At 37.7% G+C, this 24,434-nt stretch carries 18 protein-coding genes and 1 tRNA gene; 9 read left to right on the plus strand and 10 right to left on the minus strand.

Features of this window, described 5'->3' with window-relative positions; genetic code table 11:
- The first annotated feature begins 59 nt into the window (after positions 1-59).
- Complete coding sequence (locus tag PCY70_RS08885) at positions 60-1,304, plus strand: serpin family protein (RefSeq protein ID WP_305767071.1); 1,245 nt, start codon at positions 60-62, stop codon at positions 1,302-1,304.
- Between the two features lie 44 nt (positions 1,305-1,348).
- On the opposite strand, the gene PCY70_RS08890 is transcribed toward PCY70_RS08885, so the two are convergent.
- A complete protein-coding gene (locus PCY70_RS08890; RefSeq protein WP_305767072.1) occupies positions 1,349-2,470 on the minus strand; it encodes an aldo/keto reductase in 1,122 nt (373 codons plus the stop codon).
- 139 nt (positions 2,471-2,609) lie between these two features.
- Here PCY70_RS08890 and PCY70_RS08895 point away from each other — a divergent pair, with 139 nt between their 5' ends.
- Both PCY70_RS08895 and PCY70_RS08900 read left to right on the plus strand, forming a co-directional pair.
- Positions 2,610-3,440 carry an ABC transporter substrate-binding protein gene (locus tag PCY70_RS08895; protein WP_305767073.1) on the plus strand — a complete coding sequence of 277 codons (831 nt, stop codon included), beginning with the start codon at positions 2,610-2,612 and terminating at the stop codon, positions 3,438-3,440.
- Positions 3,441-3,570: 130 nt separating this feature from the next.
- Entirely contained in the window at positions 3,571-4,401 is an 831-nt protein-coding gene (locus PCY70_RS08900; RefSeq protein WP_305767074.1) for an ABC transporter substrate-binding protein, read from the plus strand.
- Positions 4,402-4,412: 11 nt separating this feature from the next.
- Here the strand turns inward: PCY70_RS08900 and PCY70_RS08905 are convergent, their stop codons facing one another.
- Positions 4,413-4,817 carry a bacteriohemerythrin gene (locus PCY70_RS08905; protein WP_305767075.1) on the minus strand — a complete coding sequence of 135 codons (405 nt, stop codon included), beginning with the start codon at positions 4,815-4,817 and terminating at the stop codon, positions 4,413-4,415.
- A 104-nt stretch (positions 4,818-4,921) separates the two neighbouring features.
- Here PCY70_RS08905 and PCY70_RS08910 point away from each other — a divergent pair, with 104 nt between their 5' ends.
- The 3 genes from PCY70_RS08910 to PCY70_RS08920 are packed head-to-tail and all read left to right on the plus strand — an operon-like array spanning position 4,922 to position 7,059.
- Entirely contained in the window at positions 4,922-5,659 is a 738-nt protein-coding gene (locus PCY70_RS08910; RefSeq protein ID WP_305767076.1) for an ABC transporter permease subunit, read from the plus strand.
- Entirely contained in the window at positions 5,656-6,366 is a 711-nt protein-coding gene (locus PCY70_RS08915) for an amino acid ABC transporter ATP-binding protein (protein WP_010166618.1), read from the plus strand. Before PCY70_RS08910 ends, PCY70_RS08915 begins: the two co-directional genes overlap by 4 nt.
- Before the next feature lie 18 nt (positions 6,367-6,384).
- Positions 6,385-7,059 (plus strand): 4Fe-4S binding protein, encoded by a 675-nt coding sequence (locus PCY70_RS08920; protein WP_010166621.1) that lies wholly within the window; start codon positions 6,385-6,387, stop codon positions 7,057-7,059.
- Positions 7,060-7,068: 9 nt separating this feature from the next.
- On the opposite strand, the gene PCY70_RS08925 is transcribed toward PCY70_RS08920, so the two are convergent.
- The 4 genes from PCY70_RS08925 to PCY70_RS08940 form a co-directional block, all read right to left on the minus strand.
- On the minus strand, positions 7,069-7,944 hold the full coding sequence (locus PCY70_RS08925) for a ribokinase (RefSeq protein WP_305767077.1): 876 nt from the start codon (positions 7,942-7,944) through the stop codon (positions 7,069-7,071).
- 18 nt (positions 7,945-7,962) lie between these two features.
- Positions 7,963-10,596, minus strand: coding sequence for a valine--tRNA ligase (locus PCY70_RS08930; protein ID WP_305767078.1), 2,634 nt, complete (start codon positions 10,594-10,596; stop codon positions 7,963-7,965).
- Between the two features lie 329 nt (positions 10,597-10,925).
- Positions 10,926-12,074 carry a galactonate dehydratase gene (gene dgoD / locus PCY70_RS08935; RefSeq protein ID WP_305767079.1) on the minus strand — a complete coding sequence of 383 codons (1,149 nt, stop codon included), beginning with the start codon at positions 12,072-12,074 and terminating at the stop codon, positions 10,926-10,928.
- A gap of 12 nt (positions 12,075-12,086) precedes the next feature.
- Positions 12,087-14,762, minus strand: coding sequence for an MGH1-like glycoside hydrolase domain-containing protein (locus tag PCY70_RS08940; RefSeq protein ID WP_305767080.1), 2,676 nt, complete (start codon positions 14,760-14,762; stop codon positions 12,087-12,089).
- A 230-nt stretch (positions 14,763-14,992) separates the two neighbouring features.
- On the opposite strand from PCY70_RS08940, the gene PCY70_RS08945 reads away from it, so the two are divergent.
- Positions 14,993-16,393, plus strand: a complete 1,401-nt coding sequence (locus PCY70_RS08945; protein WP_305767081.1) for a sulfatase family protein — start codon at positions 14,993-14,995, stop codon at positions 16,391-16,393.
- 90 nt (positions 16,394-16,483) lie between these two features.
- Here PCY70_RS08945 and PCY70_RS08950 read toward each other — a convergent pair whose 3' ends face one another.
- Together PCY70_RS08950 and PCY70_RS08955 are read right to left on the minus strand one after the other, a co-directional pair.
- Positions 16,484-17,173 (minus strand): OmpA/MotB family protein, encoded by a 690-nt coding sequence (locus PCY70_RS08950; RefSeq protein ID WP_305767082.1) that lies wholly within the window; start codon positions 17,171-17,173, stop codon positions 16,484-16,486.
- Between the two features lie 112 nt (positions 17,174-17,285).
- Entirely contained in the window at positions 17,286-18,881 is a 1,596-nt protein-coding gene (locus PCY70_RS08955; protein WP_305767083.1) for a MotA/TolQ/ExbB proton channel family protein, read from the minus strand.
- A 232-nt stretch (positions 18,882-19,113) separates the two neighbouring features.
- Between PCY70_RS08955 and PCY70_RS08960 the strand changes: the two genes are divergently transcribed.
- Entirely contained in the window at positions 19,114-20,064 is a 951-nt protein-coding gene (locus PCY70_RS08960) for an AEC family transporter (RefSeq protein ID WP_305767084.1), read from the plus strand.
- Positions 20,065-20,177: 113 nt separating this feature from the next.
- Here PCY70_RS08960 and PCY70_RS08965 read toward each other — a convergent pair whose 3' ends face one another.
- Positions 20,178-21,266, minus strand: coding sequence for an iron-containing alcohol dehydrogenase family protein (locus PCY70_RS08965; RefSeq protein ID WP_305767085.1), 1,089 nt, complete (start codon positions 21,264-21,266; stop codon positions 20,178-20,180).
- Positions 21,267-21,396: 130 nt separating this feature from the next.
- On the opposite strand from PCY70_RS08965, the gene PCY70_RS08970 reads away from it, so the two are divergent.
- Positions 21,397-21,469, plus strand: a tRNA-Arg gene (locus PCY70_RS08970).
- Positions 21,470-21,499: 30 nt separating this feature from the next.
- Here the strand turns inward: PCY70_RS08970 and PCY70_RS08975 are convergent.
- Positions 21,500-24,367 (minus strand): hypothetical protein, encoded by a 2,868-nt coding sequence (locus PCY70_RS08975; protein WP_305767086.1) that lies wholly within the window; start codon positions 24,365-24,367, stop codon positions 21,500-21,502.
- Positions 24,368-24,434: the final 67 nt, after the last annotated feature.

The following is a 24,434-nucleotide window of genomic DNA, read 5'->3' on the forward strand; positions in this document are numbered from 1 at the left end:
GGAACAATACTGCAGAATACGCGTCTAAAGTTGTATTATATCTTAGAGGAGTGAATTTTATGAAAAAAGCAATTGTATTATGGGGAGTTTTAGCTATGCTAGCACCTTCGGTATATGCTGAAAATACTGAAAAAGAAGAGATTATCAAAATCGAGATTCAAGTAGAAGAGGAAAACACTATGCCAGAATCAGAAAAGATGACCAAAAGTGAAATCGCGGCTCAGAGTACAGCAGCAATAGCAAACCTAGGCGCCAGCATTCTCAAAACGGTTGATGATAACGAAAATTTATCCATATCACCATTGTCGATAGCATATGCCTTGGGTATGACAGCCAACGGAGCTGCCGCAGATACGCGAACTCAAATGGAAACTGTAATGGGAACTGATGTTGAAACCTTAAATGAGTTCTTGCAAGACTATGGAGCAACATTGCAAGAGACGCTTAGCATTGCAAACTCAATATGGTTTAATGATGCGGAGCATGTGCATATAGAAGATTCATTTTTAAAAACTAGCGAAACCATTTATTCGGCGGGAGTTTATCAGCTACCTTTCTTAAAGTCCACTTATTTGCTAGTAAATGATTGGATTGCGGAACACACGATGGGGCTTATTGAAAATATGATTAAGAAGCCGTTTGAGCCAGATACTGTGATGTGCTTGGTCAATGCGTTGGCGTTTGAAGGTAAATGGAGAGAGCCATATTCGGAATATTCTATTGCGGAGGACACGTTTACCACTTCTGCAGGAGAAGTTCAAAATGTAGAGTTTATGTCTAGTAGCGAAAACTTTTATATAAAATTAGATAATGCTATTGGATTTAAAAAATATTACGAAGACTTTAAATATTCATTTGTCGCATTGCTTCCAAACGAGAGCTTAGATGGGTTTATTGCAAGTATGGATATGCCTGCAGTGCTTGAAGCTGTGAAGAATCCGGTGCGCACATCTGTCAATACAAAAATGCCAAAATTTGCCTTCGATTATGATGTGGAACTGCGAGATATATTGATGTCGTTGGGAATGCCGTTAGCCTTTGATCGAGACTATGCGGACTTTAGTTTGATGGGGACGTCGGATGTGGGCAAATTGTATATAGGAGATGTGTTGCATAATACAACTATTGATGTGGATGAGAACGGCACAGTTGCTAGTGCGGCCACAGTTGTAATGATAATGAACGCGATGTCGATGCCTGTAGAAATTAAAGAAGTGTATCTAGATAGGCCATTCTTCTTTATGATTATGGATGAACAAACTAATTTGCCATTGTTTATGGGTGCGGTAAATAATATTAAATAAAGTATGTATGAGCTCCCCAAGTTGTAAGAGGGAGCTTTTGTTTGTTACTGGTCTTTGAATTGTTCTGCAACTTCGACAAGTCTTTCAGGAATATCAATTTGCTGCGGACACAAGGATACGCATTGTTGGCATTGGATGCAGTTATCAGCGCGCCCCTCTTCTGAAATTGCTTTATAATTGGCACGTCCGAAAATCTTGGCTGTGTTATATTTTTCAAAGCAAGTAGGAATCTGTACACCCACTGGGCAAGGTAGGCAATATTGACAAGCAGTACATGGAATACTTTTCAAGTTATCTAGTATGTCTATTGCTCTGTCCAGAGTGTTTTGATCGGAAGTTGATAGCGATGCGGAGTCTTCGGTTGCAAAAGTTTTTAGATTATCTTCGAGTTGTTCCATTGTGGACATTCCGCTCAAGATTAACTTAACATTAGGGAGATTGGCAACGAATCTAAAGGCCCAATTTGCATTGGATAAATTAGGATCTTTGGCGTGTAAAATCTCTTGAACTTCTGGTGCCGGATTCGCTAACATACCGCCGCGCACAGGTTCCATAACAACTATTGGAGTATTGGCTTTGGTTGCTATATCATAGAATTTCTTAGCATTGAATTTGTTCCAGTCAGCATAGTTGATTTGAAGTTGGCAGAATGCGAAATCGTAGAGACCTAGCATTTCTTGTAGACAATCGGTATCCCCATGAAATGAAAAGCATACGTGTCTGATTTTGCCCTCTGACTTTTTTTGATCTACCCAATCTAGTAATTTTAAATTTTTGATTTTTTCAACTTTGTTTTTTTCAACAGCATGAAATAAATAGTAATCGATATAGTCTGTTTGAAGCCTTTCTAAATGTTCGTTAAAAATTTTCTCGCAATCTTCTACTGTTTCGGCTTGCCACAGCGGCAGTTTCGTTGCCAAAAAATAGCTCTCGCGAGGATACTTTTTGAGGGCTTCCCCCAAAAATACTTCGGATTTTCCGCCATGATAAACATAAGCAGTGTCAAAATAATTTATGCCATTCTCATAAGCAGTATCAACCATTTTTTGACTAAGTTCATAGTCTATAACCTCGTCTTCACCCACTTTTTTTGTGGGCATTCGCATAATTCCAAAGCCTAATAATGAATGGTCTCTATCACCGTCATTAAAATTTCGATAAATCATAAATTGCCTCCTAATAGTTACTGTTTAGTTACTTAGTATAGAGCTTGTGCCTACTTTACAAGCAACTAAATCCAGATTATTATATATAACTGAATTAAATCTGTCAACATTCGAATAATTTTATATGGAGGAGATAAGTATGAAAAAAATTATTGCACGTATATTTTTAGGAGGAATTTTAATTGTTGGGTTTACAGCATGTTCGGGAGAGGCTGCAGATGAGAATGTCTTAAGAGTGGGAGTGGACTTGAAATTTCCACCATTTTCCTATTTAGACGCAGACGGAAATCCTGCAGGGTTTGAGATTGATGTTGCAGAAGCGTTTGGAGAATTTATCGAAAAAGACGTCGAGATCGTAAATACAGATTTTAGCTTACTATTGCCTGCGTTAGAAACAGGAGATGTAGATATTTTGATCGCAGATATGGGCAAAAGCGAGGAGCGCGCAAAGAAGGCAGATTTTTCTGATCCATATAGATATACATATAGATTAGGCGTGATCAATAAAGACTTTGCACAAGAGCATGGAATAACTAATTCTACACCAGAGTCTGAAATCTTTGCCATAGAGGGCGCAAAGTTTGTGGGCTTGGCAGGTACAAAGGGCGTATCCTATCCACAAAGTATGGGGGCAGATGTAACGGAGGTAACTGAAATTGGAATAGCTTTAATAGAAATATCGAATGGGCAAAGTGATGTGCTATTAACTTCGAATGAGGCATTTGCATTTCAAGCTGCAGATCCGGAAAATAGAGTTGTCTATACAGGATCTAACTATCAAGAGGGTTCAAGCTTTGTGGTACGATTAGGTGATAAGCAACTGCTAGATCAGGCAAATGAATTTATTGCATCTATGTATGAGGAAGGCGGATTGTACGATCAGTTAGCGCCAAAGTATGACCCGATTATTGCTGAATTTTTGCTAAATCCTGAGCTGGGGCTAAATTTTATTGTAGATCCAATAGAATAATATTTTTTAAAGTTACTTTTAGGTTACTTAGTATATAGTTTGTGCCTACTTTACAAGTAATATGATTCATAATATTATGATATACATATTTAGGATTAAGCAATCAAAATTATATATAAAGGAGATAAATATGAAAAAATTTATAACACGTGTATTATTTGGAGGAATTTTAGTTGCTGGGCTAACAGCATGCGGAGGAGTAGAAGAGTCTGATGATATCCTAAGAGTTGGAGTAGACTTAAAGTTTCCACCATTTTCGTATGTAGATGACAACGGAGATCCTGCTGGGTTTGAGATCGATGTGGCAGAGGCATTTGGAGAGTTTATTGGCAAAGAAGTAGAAATAGTGAACACAGACTTTGGCTTGCTATTGCCTGCATTAGAAACAGGAGACGTAGACATTTTGATTGCAGATATGGGCAAAACTGACGAGCGTGCGCAGAAGGCAGATTTTTCCGATCCGTATAGATATACATATACGCTAGCATTAGTGAATAAAGATTTTGCGCAAGAGAATGAGATAACTAATGATATGCCAGAAGACGAGTTTTTTTCTATAGAAGGGGCAAAGTTTATAGGTTTGGCAGGAACGAAAGGAGTATATTACCCTCAAGGTAAGGGTGTCGCGGTAACAGAAGTGACAGAAATTGGACCAGGGTTAATAGAAGTATCAAACGGTCAAAGCGATATTTTAATCGCATCTAACGAGGTGTTCTCATTCCAAGCTGCAGATCCAGAAAATACAGTGGTCTATTCGGGCATCAAAAATCAAGATGCTTCAAACTTTGCGGTACGATTGGGAGATACCGAAATGCTAGATCTTGCAAATAAATTTATTGCATCTATGTACGAAGAAGATGGATTATACGATCAATTAGCGCCTAAGTATGACCCAATCGTTGCTGAGTTTCTGAAAAATCCTGAGCTTGGACTTGACTTTATTGTAAATCCTGTAAAATAAGGCTATAAATTTTAATGTGATTTGGTAATTTCTTTGGCCATATATTTATCTACTTTTAGTATATGGTTTGTGAGCCAATCAATTAAAAATACTAAAATTTCACGAATTACGTCATCATCTTGTTGGATGTCTAATTTGTGAAGTATACCTTCGATTGATTCAATAAATTCATCATGCAAAACTTTGTGAGAAAGCAATTTAGAATAGTTAGCTTGCATCATTAATTTTTCTTCGGTTTGAAAGTGAAATAATGTATAATTTTTTAACTTAGTTAATACTGTAAGAATTTGATCATGTTTATCATCCATATTTTGATTTAGTAATGCTGCAGAATCGCGAGCAATATCAAATAGTATCTTATGTTGATTATCTATTGCAATAATGTCAACGTTATAACTTTCTGACCAATTAACCATAGTTTTTCAACCCCTTTTCAAAGTTTAAAATCTAGTTAATTTTATAGCACTGAATTAAAAATGTCAAGATTATTTTATAGATTGATAAATAGATAGGAGAATATATGAATAAAAAAAAAATACGATTGCAATATGGAGTGGTGATATTCTCTTTTGTAACTATAATATTTTTGGCAATAAGGTTTACGATTGCCAATCCGAAATATGAATTGATTTTAACCAACCACAAATTGTTGACAGAAGCGTTTTTTAATACAATTTTATTGAGTCTTGTTACGTTGGCTGGAGCTCTTATATTGGGCTTTGTGTTATTTGCTATGATGCGATCAAAAATTACGTATGTAAAAGCAATAGCAGAAGTTTTTAGCGAGATAATAATGGGAACCCCATTGCTGGTGATGATATTTTTGGTGGTGTATCCGTTTGGGCAATTGGTAGGTAGTGACAACAAACTGCTATTGGGTGTAATTGCAATGATACTGTATAACAGCCCGTATGTGGCTAATGCATATGAAAGCACGGCGGCGGTGGTGACAGATGAGCAATATATTGTGATGGATTTATATAATTTTAAGTGGTACGATAGATATCGATATGTAATTATTCCGCAAATGATCCGTCCGTTTATACCGTCATTAATTAACAATTTGTCTAGTGTAATAAAAGGTTCGGCATTGCTTAATATTATTTCTATTCCAGAGATTACATATATGACGACAGTAATATCAAGCAGAAACTATGCGTTTATTGAAGGGTACTATGTTATGTGGCTGCTGTATCTAATAGTGACGATACCGCTATCACTGATTGCAAAAATTATAGCAAGGAAGGTGTCGCAATGAACATAAAGATTAATAACTTAACAAAGGTTTATGGTGTAAATACTATACTTGATGATATAAATCTAGATATTTCTGAAATAAACTCGATAGGAATAATTGGAGAATCTGGTTGCGGCAAATCCACATTACTGCGACTATTGAGCGGAATTGAAGAGCCAGAAAAAGGTAGTATAATGATCAACAACGTATCGCCTATTAGCCAGAAAATGGAGTTTCAACAAAAAATAGGAGTGGTCTTTCAGAAGCATAATCTGTTTCCGCATTTGTCGGTCCATGATAATATTGCGCTTATACTTCATAAGATTCAGAAGATGGATAAGAAGAGTGCAGATGTTAAGATTGCATCGTTATTAAAGCAATTGAAAATCACTAATGAAGCCAAAAAAAAACCTAGCGAAATTTCTGGTGGGCAAGCACAAAGAGCATCGATAGCGAGAGCGTTATCAACAAATCCTTCACTTATATTTTTGGATGAGCCTACAGCGGCGCTAGATCCGCTTATGACCAACGAAGTGTTAAAGGCCATTACAGAACTCAAGAAAGATGGACGTCATTTTATATTTGTAACGCATGAAATGGAGTTTCTTAAAGACTTTGCAGATTACTTTATATTTCTAAAAAATGGAAAAATAATTGAGCAAGGGCACAGGGCTTGTTTGGATGCGCCGACTACGCTAGAATTGAGGGAATTTCTGAAAATATACTGATAATAAGGAGAATGGATTATGAGATTGCAAGAGATATATGAAAAATTTGACAAGATAGGGTGTCTAACATTTGCAACGGTGGACGAAGACGGCTATCCAGAAACAAGAATTGCGCATCTTAGAGGATACGATGAGCAAGGAATCTATTTTATGACGATGTATACAAAGCCATTTTATAAACAATTAAAAGCCACAGGAAAATTATCGATTTGCGGGCTTGCGGCACAGAGTAAAGTTGAAGAGTTAGAAGACGGTTCGCCAGTATTTGATCCAGGATATTTTGCTAGATTGACAGGCGATGTAATAGAAGTAAGTGCAGAAGCGATAAAAGTAAAAGCGCAGCAGAACAAAATGTTTGAGTTTAGTGTCGCGGATCACGAAAAATATCCGACAATGGTAAACTTTTGTATTATGAAATTTAGAGGAGAAATCTTCAACTATGATTTTGAAAAAGTTGTAATGGATCATAAAGTGTTAAGAACACGATTTGCGTACAATGGATTCGATGTTATAGAAGCAGGACTGAGCATCGGTAGCGGTTGCATCAGCTGCGGCAAATGTAAAAGAGAATGTAGCTTCGATGCCATATACCAAGATGAGAGACAATATAAAATCGATGGCAGCCGTTGCGATGAGTGTGGCAGTTGCTTTTTGGTATGTCCAGCAAACGCCATTACTCACAAAGGCTGTTAAAGATTGATATTAGAAGATGGCATCTAGAGTTGGAATGGATTGGGCAGCGCCCTTGGTTGTAATAGCAATTGACGCGGCTTTGGCAGCAATTTCAAGAGCAGCTTGCGCACTGTCCTTTCTAGCTATAGATGCTACAAAATATCCTAAAAATGTATCTCCAGCGGCAGTTGTATCAACAACGTCTACTGCAAATATATCTTGTTCATATTCAGTATTCTGGTATTTGTATTTAGATCCCTGGGCACCTAATGTTAACACGATATGTGCATTTGGTAACATGTTTGATAGTCTATTTAATAAATTTGAATCGTCTTCGGTGGACAATATCTTCATCGCTTCTAGTTGATTTAAAATCAAGTAATCTACATATTTAAGAGGTAACTGACATATCGAATCATCAATAGGTGAAGGATTAAATACAATTTTCATTTTCTTCTGATGCGCCAATTGCATTATATAAGCAAGATTGTTGATTTCATTTTGAATTACCAAAATATCGCCGAGTCCAAAATGCTGAAATACATCTTCAACTTTATAATTTGAAATACATTTATTGGATCCTGCGTGTACAACTATACAATTTTCACCTTGTTTATTAAGCTGAATTATAGCATGTCCGTCTGGAATATTAAGTTGCGAAATTAAATCTACGTTTACATTTGCTGCAGTCAATGCATCTAGTAGTATAGCGCCCTTTGCACCTATTATGCCCGCATGATAGACATCGGCACCTGCGCGACTTAATGCAATAGACTGATTCAAACCTTTGCCACCGCAAAATATTTCCAATTGAGTTGAGTTAATCGTTTCTCCGGGTTTAGTAAAGTCATCTACAGAATAAACATAATCAATATTAAGAGAACCAAAATTTAAAATTCGTGCCATCGCTTTTTCCTTTCTATTCTATATATCAAGTTTGGCAATTCTAGCGCTAACTTCTACTAGCAATTGCTTATATTTGGCTTTTTTTAGCTTCTCCTCTTCTATAAGAGATGGGGGTGCCTTCTTGATAAATCCGGCATTGTCAAGCTTCTTATCAACACGAGCGATTTCGCTTTCATATTTATATTGCTCTTTAGTTAGCCGCTCGATTTCTTTTCTTATATCTACCAATTCGCTAAGCGGAATATATATCGTCGCTCCAAGCACTATCACAGAAACAGCATCTTTTTCGATACTTGCAGTGTCCGCTTTTACTAGTACTTCGGCGGCAAATGCCAATGTTTTAAACACGATAGCTCCGTTGGTAAATATAGATCTAACTGCCGCATCATCGGAAACTACATATATTTTTGCCTTTTTAGACGGAGGAACGTTCATTTCTGTACGTAAATTTCTCACCTGTCTAACAGCATTCTTGATAGTTTCGATTTCATTTTCTTCATCGACAAAGCTACGGTTGGCAATAAAGGTAGGCCAAGAAGAGATCATTATACTATTCTCAGTATTTTGAAGCCCCATAAATATTTCTTCTGTCACAAATGGTATAAATGGGTGCAACATTTTGAGAATATCGATCATTACAGTTTTAAGCGTATACAAAGCTGCGGGTCTTGTGAGATCATCGTTGTCGTATAGCCTCGGTTTAACCATTTCTATATACCAATCGCAAAACTCTTCCCAAGCAAAATCATAAACTTTGCCAACTGCCATTCCCAATTCGTATTTATCCAAATTTTCGGTCACAATTGTGGTTAAATTATTTGCTTTGGATAAAATCCATTTGTCTGTGGTAGTAAGATTTTTGGGCATAGTACAGAGATCGATATCTTCATTTTCGCAATTCATGAGAATAAATCTTGTAGCATTCCAAAGTTTGTTTAAGAAATTTCTGTTGCCTTCCACTCTCTCAAAGTAGAATCTCATATCGTTTCCAGGTGCGTTTCCTGTTACTAACGTTAGCCTTAATGCATCGGCGCCGTATTGTTTAATTACATCTAGCGGATCAATTCCATTGCCAAGAGATTTGCTCATTTTGCGACCTTCGCTATCACGAATTAACCCATGGATTAATACGTCTTTAAACGGAACTTCTCCCATTTGTTCTATTCCAGAAAATACCATTCTAACTACCCAGAAGAATATTATATCGTATCCAGTAACCAACACGCTTGTAGGATAGAAATGCGCAAGTTCTGCAGTTGTTTCGGGCCAGCCTAAAGTTGAAAATGGCCATAATGCAGAGCTAAACCAGGTGTCGAGTGTGTCTTTATCTTGTACAAATTCAGTGTGTCCACATTTGCATTGGCTAGGCTTTGTGCTAGAGACAATAACCTCGCCACATTTTTGGCAATAGTAAGCCGGGATTCTATGTCCCCACCATAATTGTCTGGAGATGCACCAGTCGCGAATATTTTCTAGCCATCGCAAATATGTCTTGCCAAATCTCTCGGGAACAAAATTGAGCTCTCCAGATTTTAGCGCCTCTATTGCGGGCTCTGCCATGTCTTTCATTTTTACAAACCATTGCTCTTTTATCATGGGTTCGATTACGCAATTGCATCTGTCGTGGATGCCTACGTTATGAACATGTGGTTCGATTTTGTCTAGCTGCCCTATTTTCTGTAGCGCATCGAGTATTGCTGTGCGTGCCTGAGCCAATGTCATTCCTACAAATTGAGCAGCATTTTCATTCATAGTCCCGTCATCGTTTATAACGCATATTTCTGCTAAGCCATGGCGCTGACCTACTTCGAAGTCATTAGGGTCATGATACGGAGTGATCTTAACAACTCCAGTTCCAAACTCCATATCTACGTATTCGTCGGCTATTACTGGAATTTCACGATTTACAAACGGTACCAAAACGGTTTTTCCAACCAGATGCGCATAGCGTTTGTCATTTGGATTAACGGCAATTGCTGTATCGCCTAACAAAGTTTCGGGTCTGGTGGTGGCGAAGCGTATTACTTCATCAGAGCCCACGATTTTATAGTTGAGGTGATAGAAATTGCCCTCTCTTTCTTCGTGAATAACCTCCGCATCAGAAATACTCGTCTTGCATACCGGGCACCAGTTTATGATTCGAGAGCCTTTATAGATGTAGCCTTTTTCGTATAATTTGATAAACACTGCCTCTACTGCAGCAGAAAGCCCAGCATCCATTGTAAAGCGTTCTCTATCCCAATCACAAGAAGAGCCCAGCTTTCGCAGCTGCTGCGTGATCAGCCCGCCGTATTCATCTTTCCATTGCCAAGCACGTTTTAGAAATTCATCGCGGCCGAGGTCGTTTTTGTCGATGCCTTCTTCTTTGAGTTTGTTTACGATTTTAACTTCTGTGGCAATACTAGCATGGTCAGTTCCGGGCATCCAGAGCGTATTATATCCTTGCATTCTCTTATATCTGGTCAAAATATCTTGCAAAGTGTTATCTAGAGCATGCCCCATATGCAGCTGCCCTGTAATATTTGGTGGAGGCATCATAATTGTAAACGGCTTTTTCGATTTATCTACTTCTTGATGAAAATATCCCAGATTCTCCCATTTTTTATAAAGTCTTTCCTCTACTAAAGAGGGGTCATACGTTTTTTCTAGCATAATAATTTCCCTTCTAAATTTATCTTAGGTACGAGAATAACCCGTACCAGTATTTTATATAAGCAAGAACAAAAATCCAATCGCCACCATAACAAATCCTGATAGTCGAACTGACAAAATTGCTCCACTAACCAATAATAAAAAGTCAGATCTATCTTTATCATCAATTTTAACTTTGCCTATAACAATTCGCTTAGCGCAGCAAAGTAGCATCAGACCTATTATGAACAACAAAAATCCTATTGGTTCGATAGTAATTCGCCTCCCCCCTCGTCATAATGTGTAAAATACAATTTATTCTAGTTCAAAGTTGCAGTTTTGTCAATGCCTTACCATTCGCCCAAAGAATTATCATCTTGTGAACATACGGTTGGATTTCGCCAATTGCCATCATAAATATGGTTTTGGAGCAGGTGCTCATCGATTTCAAATCCCAGGCCAGGTCTTGTTGGAACATCGATATATCCATCGTTAATTTCAAACGGCTCCTTAAATAGTCCGACTCCCAGATCCAATTTATCAGGCAAGGTTGGGTGCTCCTGCGCTGTAAAATTTTCTATACATGTATCGATTTGCAAACTGGCTGCTAATGCCACAGGGCCCAACGGATTATGCGGTGCTACGTTTATATAGTAATTCGCGGCCATCGCAGCAATTTTAAATGTCTGAAGGATTCCGCCACAATGACATAGATCGGGTTGTACAATATTTATCGCTTGTTTTTCAATTAACTCTCTAAATCCAAATGTGGTAAAAATTCTTTCTCCCGCAGCAATGGGAATTGTCGTCTTATCCGCAACTTTAACTAGCGCATCTACATTTTCTGGAAGCACCGGCTCTTCTATAAACATAGGATGAAACGGCTCGAGTTCTCGGCATAACACTGGCGCCATAGCAGGAGAAATTCTGCCGTGGAAGTCGATCGCGATGTCTAGATCATCTCCGGCAACTTCACGAACGTACGAGAATGTTCGAATGTAATCTTTCACCATTTTCATAGAATCGATATGTCGTACAGGCACAAACATTCCCATCTTTACAGATTTAAAACCTTGCTCTTTGCGTCGAGCGACCCACTGATCAATCTGATCTTTTTGAGGATGATCTATATTTGGCAGAAGGTGAGCGTACATCCTGATTTTATCGCGACATTTGCCACCCAATAATTGCCATACAGGCACTCCCAAAAACTTTCCCTTAATATCCCAGAGCGCTTGCTCGATTCCGCTAATGGCGCTGCATATCACGGCACCTCCTCGATAAAAGCCGCGTCTATACATAACGTTATAGAGATGCTCAATGTTCATAGGATCTTCGCCTAGCAAATACTCCTTGAAAACTCGAATGGCTTCGCCAACAACTGTAGCTCGTCCTTCTAATGTGGGCTCACCCCAGCCAACAATTCCTTCGTCTGTAGAAATTTTTACTAGCATCCACCTAGGTTTAATATAAAACACTTCTAGATTTATAATTTTCATGGCAACCTCCGTCTAATCTATTTGAATCATTAATTTTGTTGTGCCTTTGGGTATCGTAAATTCAAACGTACCACGAATTCGTTGTATAAATGCAATCTTTTTGATCGAACATTTTACTGATGCCCTCTTAATATCCTCTGCCATACAAATAATCAAGCTACTGTTGGTTGTTGGATTCACCTTGGTGACTGCTATTGTGCATTTGCTAAAGTCTGAGTTAAACTCCGCTTTGTCGATCCAGGTTTCAAATCCAGCAGTTACAGTGCCTGGCTTGTAGTAGGCGTTTGCCCAGATATTGATTGGAGTGGATAGCCCAGCGAAGTGATGAAACCACCCGCCGCGACCTGTTGCGATATTAAGTTCTTCGAAGGTATAGTATGAATCGTCAACCTCTCTTTTCCAGGCTTCTAGTGCACAGGTTGCGATTTGAAGCGCAAAGTCTATATCTCCGATGTCTAGCATCGTCTTAAAAATAAACCATTGATGCGGAAACCAAACTCCGCCGTTCCAATATCCGTTGGGGTTAAAATACGTTGCAGATAAATCCACCGAGCTAATTCCAACCGGCGATAGCAAATGCTTTGGAGACTTTAATCGCTTGAGGATAATATCTTGTTGCGAAGGAGTACACGCACCTGCAATGATGGGGTATATCCCGTCCACGCTTTTGTTGAGGTTTTCGTTAGCTTCGGTTTGCAAAAATCCCAGCGGCTTTCCTTCTTTATCATGGTAGACGTAACTGAAATATCCAGTCTTCGCATCCCAGCTATACTTTTGTAGCGCTTGGGTAAAGTTAGCGATGTCCTCATCATATGCAGCGACATCATCGTCTAAATGCATTTTGATTGCAATCATCTTCAAAATTTTGGCGCTTCGTATAACTTGAGATGTAGAAACGACTGCAGCCATTCGCTCGGATAGCTTATGCTGATGCGTAAATACCTGTGCCGGCAGATCATCCATTCCGCTTGCATTGTAAAAATAGTCAAAGGTAGATAGTAGCCCGCTTTTAAATTTATTTGTTGTCGAGCCTTCTGCTTTTCCGGCCAAAAATTCATAAAATCTCTTTGCATCAGAATAATATTTGGTGTAACCGTCAAAATTTTGAGTGCGCTGAATTAGTTCTAGCAACAAGTAAATTTGTACTGGAACCGGTGAGCCATGCATCAAAAAGGCATAGTCTGGTACATTGCTCAAATACATATCTAGCACATATTCTGCAAGCTTTGGGTTGAACTCCAAAAGCCCTAAGCCAATAAAGCCGGAATCCCAAGTATACAAAGAATCCCAACGTTTTCCAGGCGAAAAGTGCTTGATATATCTACCATTTTTGTAGATAGGATAAACAATATTTGTTAGCAGGGTTGCTTTTAATATTTCATTGCTTAGAGCGTATCGCGCCCCCTCTTTTTTATAGTTGAGTTCCTGATAATTACCGCGTACTTGCAAATATGCTTTTTCGAGGTCCGAGGTGGAAAGGGTGAGAATTTTTTTGTTGCTAATGATAGCATACTCGATGTGGCTTTTGTTTTCTGGTATAAAGATCGAATGGACAAGTGCGTTTTCATAAAAACCGGGATCGCTTCTCTTCCTATTAAAAGAGCCTGTAAATGTGACCAACACATTATCGAAGGAATAATCTGAATTGGATAAACGGCTGATGGTCGCATCTTCGAGGCATCCTGTGTCCAAAGTTCTGTGTCTAACGTTTTTGGAAAATGCTTGAAAGTAAAACAGTGTATTAATGCCAGGATACATATATCTAAATTGCCCGCCGTCATCTACAACTGTGTTTGGCTTAAAATTATAGGAACCCTTGCTAAGCATAACGGTTTCGGGCTCGGCTGTTAGCACCAGAAAGTTAAATTCGATGCCGCCCGCAGCTTCTGCAGAGAGATCTATTGCAATATGCCCCTTTGCGATTGCTCCAACATTTATTGCAACAGTGCCTAACTCTGCCGTTGCCGGAAATGTTATAGTTTTGGAGAATGCTTCGGCGACTTTTAATTCAAAAATCGCTTCTGCGCTCGATACGGTTCGATATCCGAAGACCACATAAGCCTCGTCGATATCGTTTTTGGTTTCTACTGCATAGCCAACCATATCTCCAACTTCTTCTCCGAATTTTTTAAATGGCAAAGTTTGCCTAGCCACCCTATCTCCCAAACCTCTATACCCCACAAAGCGTTGGTCTAAGAACTCACCCTTGCGTTTGCCATCTGGTTGAAGGTTGTCCCAGGGCCTCTTGGTTGCTTGTTCAAAATATTCATAATCCAAGCTGTGCACAAAATATGACGAATCTGATATATTCAGTTCACAAAAATTTTTAAATGGATACTCAATAGCATGAAAATAATTTAACATGCAGTTTACAGGGAGCTTGCTGTTGTTTACAAATTCTGTCCTAATCAAAATCGTTTCCTTATCCAATTTCGAAAATGATACATCAGCAAAAACCTCGTCCTTCCACACCAAATCGTATCTATAACTATAATAGCTCAAGTCTTCTGTGGCTTCCCACGGATGATACCCACAAGGAAATGTTACATTTGGAACTGGTATTCCACTATTTACTATAGTCGGATGGACTACAGTATCAAACCGTATTCCTCTTGTATCTGTTAGTACATTTGATACGCCCATATACTTTTTTGAATATGGACCCCATACTGGCAATAAACTTTCCATAATTCCTCCTTGTCAATCTATATTATATACAACATATAGAAAAATTTCCTTAAAGTCAAGGGAGGCCTATATTTGGTAAGATTTTCTATACTCGCCCGCAGTAGTTTTCCATGCGGAAGATGCACATGAAATGGCAAAACTCTTGAATTTTCATCTGATTTAATGTATAATTTTGGATAATCTTAGATACATACAGATTAATATAATGGTAATAAGAAAGGAATATAATTATGAAGCAAAACTACATTTTGGTAATGTGCGACGATTTGGGTTATGGTGACGTCTCGTTTAATGGCAACAAAATAATTCACACCCCCTATTTAGATAGATTGGCAAAGGAAGGTGCGGTATTCAAAAATTTTTATTCGGGAGCGCCTGTATGTTCACCAACGCGCGGCACTTGTTTGACAGGAAGGCATCACTATCGGTATACGGTGACATCTGCCAATGAAGGTGCGTTGCCTAAAGAGGAGATTACGATAGCGCAAATGCTTAAAGCTCAGGGATACGCAACGGGACACTTTGGTAAATGGCATTTGGGTACGCTTTCAAAAACCATTCCAGATGGTCGACGTGGCGGAGCCAAAAATCTAAAGGCATATAGCCCGCCATGGGAACATCATATCGATGAATGCTTTTCGACAGAGGTTGCGGTGCCGCTCTATAATCCTATGGAGAATCAGCCGTTTGTTAGCAAGTATTGGACTGCAGAAGATGAGTATGCGACAGAAAACTTGGAGGGTGATGATTCAAAAATTATTATGGACAGAGCAATTCCGTTTATCGAGAAAAACGCCGAAGCGAATACCCCGTTTTTTGCAATAATATGGTTTCATGCTCCGCATAAGCCGGTGGTGGCATCTCCGGAGCATCGTTCGCTATATGCGCAGTATCCGCCGTTAATGCAACACTACTTTGGGTCTATTACCGCAATGGACGAGCAAGTGGGCAGATTAAATGCAAAGATTAAAGCGCTAGGACTAGAAGAAAACACGTGTATATGGTTTTGTAGTGACAATGGGCCAGAGGGTGAAAGTGTGAAAGATGGCGGCGATGGCGTGGGCACAACTGCAGGGCTTAGAGGTAGAAAGCGCAGCTTATTTAATGGCGGAATCAACGTACCGGCTTGTATAAAGTGGCCAGCATATGTAGAGGCGGGAAGTACATACTCATTTTTGGCAAGCACGCTCGATTTTTTGCCAACGTTTTTTGCGCATAATGCGATAGAGATGCCAGATAGTAGACCGATCGACGGTGCCAATTTGTTGGAGCACTTTGTAGGTGCAGAATCGAAGAGACTTAAGCCTATCCCAATAAGATTAGCTGGGCATAGTAAAGCAAAGATGGCCGGCTCGCCAACGTTCGGGTTGATTAACGATGACTATAAAATATTGTGTAACTTTAACGAGGAGCATCCGGAGAACATGATGTTTAATACTTTTGCAGATAAACGTGAAGAATTTAATATAGCAGAAACACATGCGGATATCTTCGAAAAATATAAAGCAGAGCTCTGGGAAATGGCGCAAAGTTTTGAGAGGAGTCATTTGGGGGAAGACTACGGCGTTGCGAACTATGAGCCAAAGTTTAAATTCAAGTCTCACGACACGACATGGCATAAAATGGAATAAATTGTGAACGCTACTGCAATAGACGCATCTGTTGCAGTACTTTTTTTTGCAAAGCGTACTATAAAAAATGGAGGGCATCAAATCCCTCCACTACCAGTTCGTTACTATTTTAAATTCAACGCGACGCGATTTTATGTGATCTTCTAATCCCGTTTTGGGGTCAATTATTGGACGGCTAGACGAAAGTCCGTTGGCAGTCATGTTTGCTATTAACCAATCTCTATATGGAGCAGAAGAGGGAAGATTTATCACATATTCTAGCACCTCTCGAGTTCTATCTTGCGAAAGCTCCATATTGTTAAAATATGCCTTGTTTACGTCAATCTGATTGCCCCACTCAGTAGAGGTGTGTCCCTCTATGCGGATTTCTTTGATAACTTCTTTATAATTGTTATAGATCAAATCTAAATATATTGGAAAAAACTTATCCAATATATTTTTAAACGTATCGTTTAGAGCTGCTTGTCCGGTTTCAAATAACACTTCTGGAGAATCAAACCTAATGGTGCTTCCCGAAGTTATCTCCATATTTAACATCTCCAGTTGGTCCCCAAATGCACGCATCAAATCGTCATTAATCTCAGATTTTACCAGTTCATATGATGCTATTACTTTGCTTTGCTCATCTGTTGATTGGTCGTTTATCCGAGCCATAAAGCCAATCGATATCAAAATAAATATTATCATCAATCCTGCCATCAAATCATGTATTGCCGAATCAAATAACACTGTATCTGCGGTATCCGCGGTCACATCATCTGTTGAGCGTAATATTGCCATAAACTTTACCTCCCTCCACAACTTTCATTATGTTCTCTTGCCTCTACGACTTATTAGAAACCTCCAAAATTTCATCGGCAACAGCGAGCGCTTTCATTATGTTCTCTTACCTTTACGACTTATTAGAAACCTCCAGATACTCTTGAGCGTCTTCGATTATTGAATAATTAACAACTCCATCTAGCGGATATTCATTATTCTCATCTCCCGTGTCAGACTCATCCACAATCTTTAACATTCCATTTTTTAACTTATACACAAAACCATCGAGACACTCTTTAATTTCCGCATCAATACGATCAAATTTTTTAGATATGCCCTCATTCGTAGAATCCATAGCTTGTTTAATCTGAGTGTTTTGCGTATTAATTTGCTTGGTTTGCTTTGATAGATTTTTGTAAATTTCATCGCTCCAATCATTTACCGCTTCTCCCAGTTCTTTAATCATATATTTCTGATGCTCTATCATAGAGTCTTTTAGCACTTGTATTGATTTAATACCTTGTTGAATTAAATCTTCGCTAGCCTCTTGAGTACAATTGCTCATAAATGATAAAGCTTTTTTATGGGTATCCGTATTTTCTTTTAACATTTTTTTCAGCTGACCTTTTACGTTCTGCGACATGCTTTCCATAGTTTTTAGTACATTAGAAAAACTTTTTATTAATGTTTCTGCTTGGTCCACTACCACACCTGCAGCATCATGCGTCATTTGTGAAACTTTTCCTAATTCATTTGTCATACGTTCATTCATTGTATCAATTATCGCGCTGTTTTTAAACAGCACATTTTCCATGGCTTTAATGGCGTAAAACGAAGTGTCTATAGTTTGAAACAACTCATTCGCCTGTTTCAGACTACCCATCAACGTATCTTTATATTCATTTTGCCAATCCTTCACTCTATTTACTGCAAGACTAAAAGACTCAAAGTCTTCTTTAAACTGTCCATTGATTTTTATATTAAAGTCCTTTACAACTTTTTTTAACGATACCGTCGCTATTTTTGTAGCTTTATATACAGTAGCTGAATTATTCTCAACGCTTTTTTCTACAGACTCTAGTCGCTCATCTACCGTTGTAACCGCATCGGAGATTTTCTGTACTTGAGGTTTCAATATAGTGGACACTTCTGCCGCTGTATCATTAACCATTTTATCACTATACTCGCGTATGCCCTCAGATATCATATTTAATAGTTCCTTGTGATTCACCTCGCGCATGTCCTTAATCATCGTTCTTAATAAGTCATTGGTATCATTATTGCTTCTTACAGCCTCAGAAGATAAATCTACTTGCCTATCTAAATGTCGTTCCATTCTTACAAACAAATCCATTAATTGATAATTTTCATTTTCTTTACCTTCTGCGACTTTTAGCTCATTGCGCCCCGTTAAAATTCCACATACTAATCTCACTACAAGGTTTGCGTACATTCCTACTATAGACGTTACAAATGCCATTCTCATTCCAGAAATCAGTGCTGGTAAGCTATCCATTACATTTGTAGTTCCAGGGTTAAAGTTCTGTAATCCTTGAAATATCCCCACAAATGTTCCTATAATTCCTATATAGCTCATCAGGTTTCCCAGCATTAACGCAGTGTTTTTATACCGCCTCATTATCAACAAACTAGAACCCATCAACAACATTACAATAAGCCAGATAAACATCCAATCCTTCAAACACATTAAAAAATGAACCATCATACACTATCCTCTTTCTTTTTTATATTATACCTCTATCATTTTAGAGTATTTTAGTTATCATTCCATAAATTACTAATTAATATACATAATTTACAAAAAAATTTCCAAAAGTATGCCAAAATTATAAAGAGTCGCAATACGCTTCGACTTAAACTAGCCACATACAGCCAAGTTGATATATAATATAATCGTAGCCCATATCGAGGCCGCAAAAATCTAAGGAGGTAATTTTATGTTAACAAATTTTATAGTTAGTTTGAACGCTATTGCGCCGCTATTTATTCTAATAGCAATAGGATACATATTAAAACGAATAGGCAAGGTGGATGAGGCATTTGTCAAACAGGCAAACTATATTGTGTTTAAGGTGAGCCTACCCATGACGCTATTCGATACCGTATATGCTGTAGATATCGAGGGCTTTTTCGATCCGCATTTAATTGCTTATGCCACAATAGCTCTCATTGCCGTTGCGACAGTAATGTTTTTTGTTACGCCAAAATTTATCGCTGAGCCCACAACTGCAGCTTCATTTGCTCAGAGCAGCTTTCGAGGTAACTTTGTCTTGCTAGGAAGCGTATTGTCTTTGCAGTTATTTGGACCTGCGGGTTCGCTACCCACCATCTCATTGATTCCTGTTGTCGTTCCCGTCATAATGGTACTTAGCATTATCGTATTGCGAGTATTAAGCCAAGATGCGGAGGCAGAGAAAGTTAATATCGCAAAGGTGACCATCGAAATCGTAACCAATCCTGTTATCGTTGGCATATTGGCCGCTATTTTATGTAAAACTTTAGATGTTACGCTCCCGGCAATGGCAACTACCAGCATAAACTACTTGGGAACGCTTGCCACACCTCTCGCGCTCATCGCATTGGGCGTCCAACTGCAATTCAAAGGCATCGAAAAATTTGGCCTCGTCCTCGCTTGTACTGCAATTAAGTTGATCGCGGTTCCGTTACTCGTTCTAACTCCTGCATACTTCATCGGTTTTACGTCATACGAAATGGGTGCGTTGTTCATTCTGTTTAGTGCCCCAGCTGGGATTTCAAATTACGCATTGGCCTACAGCATGAAATGCGATTATGAATTTACGGGGCATATGGTTGTGGTCTCTACGCTGAGCTCCTTAGTAACAATGATCGCTGGTATTATGATATTTAAAACGTTGGAAGTTTTTTAGGCTGCCCCAGCTGGGATTTCGAATTATGCATTGGCTTACAGTATAAAATCGCGTCGCGTTGAATTTAAAATAGTAACGAATTGGTAGTGGAGGGATTTGATGCCCTCCATTTTTTATAGTACACTTTTCTTATATATATCAAAAATCATATCCCAAGTTGCGTTTTCTGGATGATTAGTCAATTTCGTTTTATTAGAAAATGTGATATCGGTATATTTTTTGAGATCTTGTTCTAGGCAGTGAATTTTATACTCTGCAAGTAATAGCTCGATTATATCACCCAACTCATCTATATTCGCTTGATTTAGCCACTGTAAAATATCGTTTACTCGTTCCTGATTTTCAAATGATTGCAAATACGCGCGGTACAAAATAGCGTTAGATGCGCCATGGGGCATGTTTTCGTAGTATGTCAGGCTGTATCCGCAAGTGTGAGGTAACGATGTGCCCGTCTGAGCAATTGCTATACCGCCATAGGTAGAGGCCAGCAATAGTTTTTGGCGAATTTCTAAGGATAAATTGCCAGATAGCAGTGGTTTGAAGCATGTTGCTAGTAATTCTAAGCCCATTCTGACGTACACTTCGCTCATTGCATTAGATTTTGTATTTAAATAACTTTCAACTAAATGACTTAATGCATCTAGAGCAGTGTATCTTGTAATTCCTAAAGGCATGTTTAGCATATACGTAGCATCCAAAAACGCTACTTCTGGAAATACCTTATGTCCATAATTAATTTTTGTCTTACGCTTGTGATCGGTGAAAATAGCGTATTGCGTAACTTCACTACCCGTTCCTGCTGTAGTTGGAACAGCAATAACTGGAACGGCGTCCAACTTTTCACCGCCTATCAAATTATCTGCTCCTATGTCTGGATGTTTCAACATGATTGCAATACCCTTTGCGGCATCGAGAGGCGATCCACCACCAATTCCTATCACAAAATCCGCAGTGGCAGCCATGTTTTTTGCCCGCTCCAGCGTTTCTAATGAAGGATTTTCTTCTACTTGGTCAAATAATATATGCGTAATTTTTTCTTTGGTCAGTGCCGCAACGACATCTGCATAGGCACCATTTTTTTTGGCAGAAGATTTTCCTGTTACTATCAATGCGGTCTTACCTCTTCTTAATAGTTCGCTGTGTGTAACAATGCAGTTTGCACCTGCGACAATTTTGGTAGGCATTTCAAATATAAATTCCATGTCATTCTCCTTTGATGTTTTTTTTCATTATACAGCATGTTCAAACACCATTCTAGCCATAAAATGAATTTTTTGTGAAAACGGGCTTGACAAGTTGTCCAACATCGGATAAGCTATAAACATCGGTCATGCATCTGTAGCTCAGGGGATAGAGCGTCGGTTTCCTAAACCGTGCGTCGGATGTTCGAATCATCTCAGGTGCATTTTGAAGGGGTTGTTTAGGCAGCTCCCTTTTATCGTATTTTCAAAATTTTTTTTATATCAGTAAGGTAGCCTAATGCATTAAATCTAGGACTTTCAGTAAATTCTAAAATGCTTCTAGCGCCCACTCCATCATCTCCTATCAGCCTATTATACGGATTAATTTTAATGGTAATGTTCTGTGCACTAGATTCGTATCTAGCATAATGTAGCATAATAAGTGTTTGAACGATACCTTGTTTTAAGCGGTTATTTTTAACTAATCCTTCAAAAATTCCAGCATTGAGTTGTTTATTACTATACATATTGCATAAAGCAGAATAAATAATTACGCTTCTATATCTCTTTGTACCCTTATCAGATTTGTTGCCTACTAATTTTCCGGAATATAAATTTAATATACCTGCAACACCTTTATTGTCATTAGTTAGATGTTTGTCAATTTCTTGGGTATCACTTATATATAACGCTTCTGTTGTGCGATTAGTATAATAATCTGTGGCCATAAATTGTTCAAAATACATAGGATATATCGTTAAATCTTTTTTGTTGCCTATAATATTTTCTATGACTGATTCATTCATGAAAAACATATTTTCGATTTTGGATGTTATATTAATTGTGCTAGTATAAGGTGCTCTAGAAACATAAATAATATCTTTGTAATCCATATAATACAATTCAGTAATAATATCTGTAAGAACATCTGGTTTTTGAAATAAATCATATTCTCTATAATAGTCTTCAAAAGTTTTAAACGCATCATAAGTTACAGTACCATCTGCAGCTTTGGTAAATAAAATAACTTCGCCCAAAATTAGACTGAAGCTTGTGGATTTTGAGTCTTCATCATTTTTGAATGAATAGTCTGTTTTTCGGCTTGTTATAATCAAAATTGCTATTTTGTCTAAAACAGGCAATCCTTGCATTATAAACTTTTTGGGAAGCCCCACATACATCGATGAAACTGCATTATTATACATAAAGTTATTTTTGGAAACGTCGTACTTAAAACCTTGAGACATCGCACGATACTTGTTATTTAGCATATGCTCAAAGACCTTTACAACATTGCGTATGCATTTTCCAGATTCTTCATCTTGTTTATCATAATGAATCCGCATTAAAGGAATATATAAATTTCGAGGTTGTTTTATGATAGATAAATATTTCAATAACCATAAATAAACTAAAGTGATATAAGTTATGTTGTAAATTCTATTTTTAACAAATGCCGAATTAATTGTGTATGGAATTTTTATATTATAAATATTTTGGAGACTAGATTCTAGGCGTGATAAATCTTTTCGCTGAGAATAGTCCGAAAAATTCGGATAAAATATTATAGGCAAGACGTTCATGTTTTCATTTATATACTGCAATCTTGTTGTTTCCTCTTGATCTGTTTCATATAAGCTTTGGCTTTGAATGATTATGGTAAGCGGCATATTGAGCAGTGTGGCTTCGTTTAAATCACTAGGAGGTAATATAGACACATTTTGTAAATATTCGGTACGAAAGGATACTGGTCGCAAAAAATTTGTTCCTTCGATATCTCCTAAAATTCCTTTGTACAAAATAAGATTTCGATGATATACTTTGTGAGGAAGAGGTAAACTCGCTGCCCTGTATTTTAACAAGTTAGTCAATATTTCTTCGATAGCTTTTATATACTTTTGGCCTTTAGTATTATCATGAAAATAGCTATTTAAGCGATCTATCATATCATTAATTTGTCCATTTTCTAGTTGCTGTTTAAGGATTAGCCATTTTTGTACAGGATCATAAGTTGGATTTTCCAAGTTAACCATCAAGAACGAAAATAAAAACAACTTTTTTAATGCTTTATCTACGTGGCCTGATTGGAGATTATCTTTCATAATATTTAAATGATATTCTAATGATGAAAATCCACGTCCATCAGTTTGTACTACGCCATTCATCTTCATTTTCAGCGCCATTTTAAATACTTTTCTTCGTTTTGACCTATCTTCAGATAAGATTCCTTCGACTTTACCAATAAATGGCACCGAATCAAAAGCGTTGCCCTGACAAAGTAAGTCGCACAAATCGTATTCTTGCATATTAATATAAACTTTTTTCTTATCATCTGTTTCAAAAGATAAGTTGTGCAAATATTCCTCAAGTAGTTTAAACCTCGACATATATGCTTGGGTCCAAATATACTTGGAGTCGGTCTTAGATCCTTTATAGTTTAGTAATAAGTAGTCTAAATATAAAAAGGATATTGTTCGATTAATGCGTGCCAAAGATTTGTCATTTAATATTTCAATAATATCTGAGACTCCACCCTTATTTTGATTAACTTTGTTGATTTGATCGATTAGTAAGTCGGCATCATCGATTTCCCTATTTAATAAGGTGGTTAAATTTTCTTTAAAATGTTTTTCTACTTCGTCGATATTAATTTGAATTTCTACACTATCGACTCTCAATCGTTCGCTTAAGGCGGAATTTTGATCAAATGAAATAACTTTTTTGTTAAGTGTTCGATCCGCAAAAGAGTATTTTAAGCCAAAATTAAATTGTTGATTACTAAAATCTTTTAAGGCCTTTAAAGGAGTAAACTGAGTGGTTGTTGGCACTTCAATTTGTTTGTATAATTTTTGGACTGCAGTAGCAAATGCGTTGTAATCTTTATGATTTAGTGTAAGGTATCCCGGTTGGAGACTATCATCTATACTTAGATTGCGCAATACATTTTTGTCGCCCAATTTTCGGGCAACGATTTCACTTATATTAGAAATATGTGTTAATTTTATGTTTTTATCGATTTTATCAGTTTTTAATTGGTCTAAATGATTTGTAATTTCTGTAAAAATTGGCGTATAATCTACTGTTGCTAGATTGTTTGGAGAGTTAATTAATCTGTTAACCATAATTTTACCTCATGATTTTGCTAGGGCATTTTTGGCCCAGTTATAATAAGATAATTACGAAATAACT

Source organism: Candidatus Epulonipiscium viviparus, assembly GCF_030708075.1.
GTDB lineage: Bacteria > Bacillota > Clostridia > Lachnospirales > Cellulosilyticaceae > Epulonipiscioides > Epulonipiscioides viviparus.

Excerpts from the sequence above, each read along its gene's own strand:
- PCY70_RS08885 (WP_305767071.1), top strand. The coding sequence starts at position 60 with ATGAAAAAAGCAATTGTATTATGGGGAGTTTTAGCTATGCTAGCACCT.
- PCY70_RS08890 (WP_305767072.1), bottom strand. The coding sequence starts at position 2,470 with ATGATTTATCGAAATTTTAATGACGGTGATAGAGACCATTCATTATTA.
- PCY70_RS08895 (WP_305767073.1), top strand. The coding sequence starts at position 2,610 with ATGAAAAAAATTATTGCACGTATATTTTTAGGAGGAATTTTAATTGTT.
- PCY70_RS08900 (WP_305767074.1), top strand. The coding sequence starts at position 3,571 with ATGAAAAAATTTATAACACGTGTATTATTTGGAGGAATTTTAGTTGCT.
- PCY70_RS08905 (WP_305767075.1), bottom strand. The coding sequence starts at position 4,817 with ATGGTTAATTGGTCAGAAAGTTATAACGTTGACATTATTGCAATAGAT.
- PCY70_RS08910 (WP_305767076.1), top strand. The coding sequence starts at position 4,922 with ATGAATAAAAAAAAAATACGATTGCAATATGGAGTGGTGATATTCTCT.
- PCY70_RS08915 (WP_010166618.1), top strand. The coding sequence starts at position 5,656 with ATGAACATAAAGATTAATAACTTAACAAAGGTTTATGGTGTAAATACT.
- PCY70_RS08920 (WP_010166621.1), top strand. The coding sequence starts at position 6,385 with ATGAGATTGCAAGAGATATATGAAAAATTTGACAAGATAGGGTGTCTA.
- PCY70_RS08925 (WP_305767077.1), bottom strand. The coding sequence starts at position 7,944 with ATGGCACGAATTTTAAATTTTGGTTCTCTTAATATTGATTATGTTTAT.
- PCY70_RS08930 (WP_305767078.1), bottom strand. The coding sequence starts at position 10,596 with ATGCTAGAAAAAACGTATGACCCCTCTTTAGTAGAGGAAAGACTTTAT.
- dgoD (WP_305767079.1), bottom strand. The coding sequence starts at position 12,074 with ATGAAAATTATAAATCTAGAAGTGTTTTATATTAAACCTAGGTGGATG.
- PCY70_RS08940 (WP_305767080.1), bottom strand. The coding sequence starts at position 14,762 with ATGGAAAGTTTATTGCCAGTATGGGGTCCATATTCAAAAAAGTATATG.
- PCY70_RS08945 (WP_305767081.1), top strand. The coding sequence starts at position 14,993 with ATGAAGCAAAACTACATTTTGGTAATGTGCGACGATTTGGGTTATGGT.
- PCY70_RS08950 (WP_305767082.1), bottom strand. The coding sequence starts at position 17,173 with ATGGCAATATTACGCTCAACAGATGATGTGACCGCGGATACCGCAGAT.
- PCY70_RS08955 (WP_305767083.1), bottom strand. The coding sequence starts at position 18,881 with ATGATGGTTCATTTTTTAATGTGTTTGAAGGATTGGATGTTTATCTGG.
- PCY70_RS08960 (WP_305767084.1), top strand. The coding sequence starts at position 19,114 with ATGTTAACAAATTTTATAGTTAGTTTGAACGCTATTGCGCCGCTATTT.
- PCY70_RS08965 (WP_305767085.1), bottom strand. The coding sequence starts at position 21,266 with ATGGAATTTATATTTGAAATGCCTACCAAAATTGTCGCAGGTGCAAAC.
- PCY70_RS08975 (WP_305767086.1), bottom strand. The coding sequence starts at position 24,367 with ATGGTTAACAGATTAATTAACTCTCCAAACAATCTAGCAACAGTAGAT.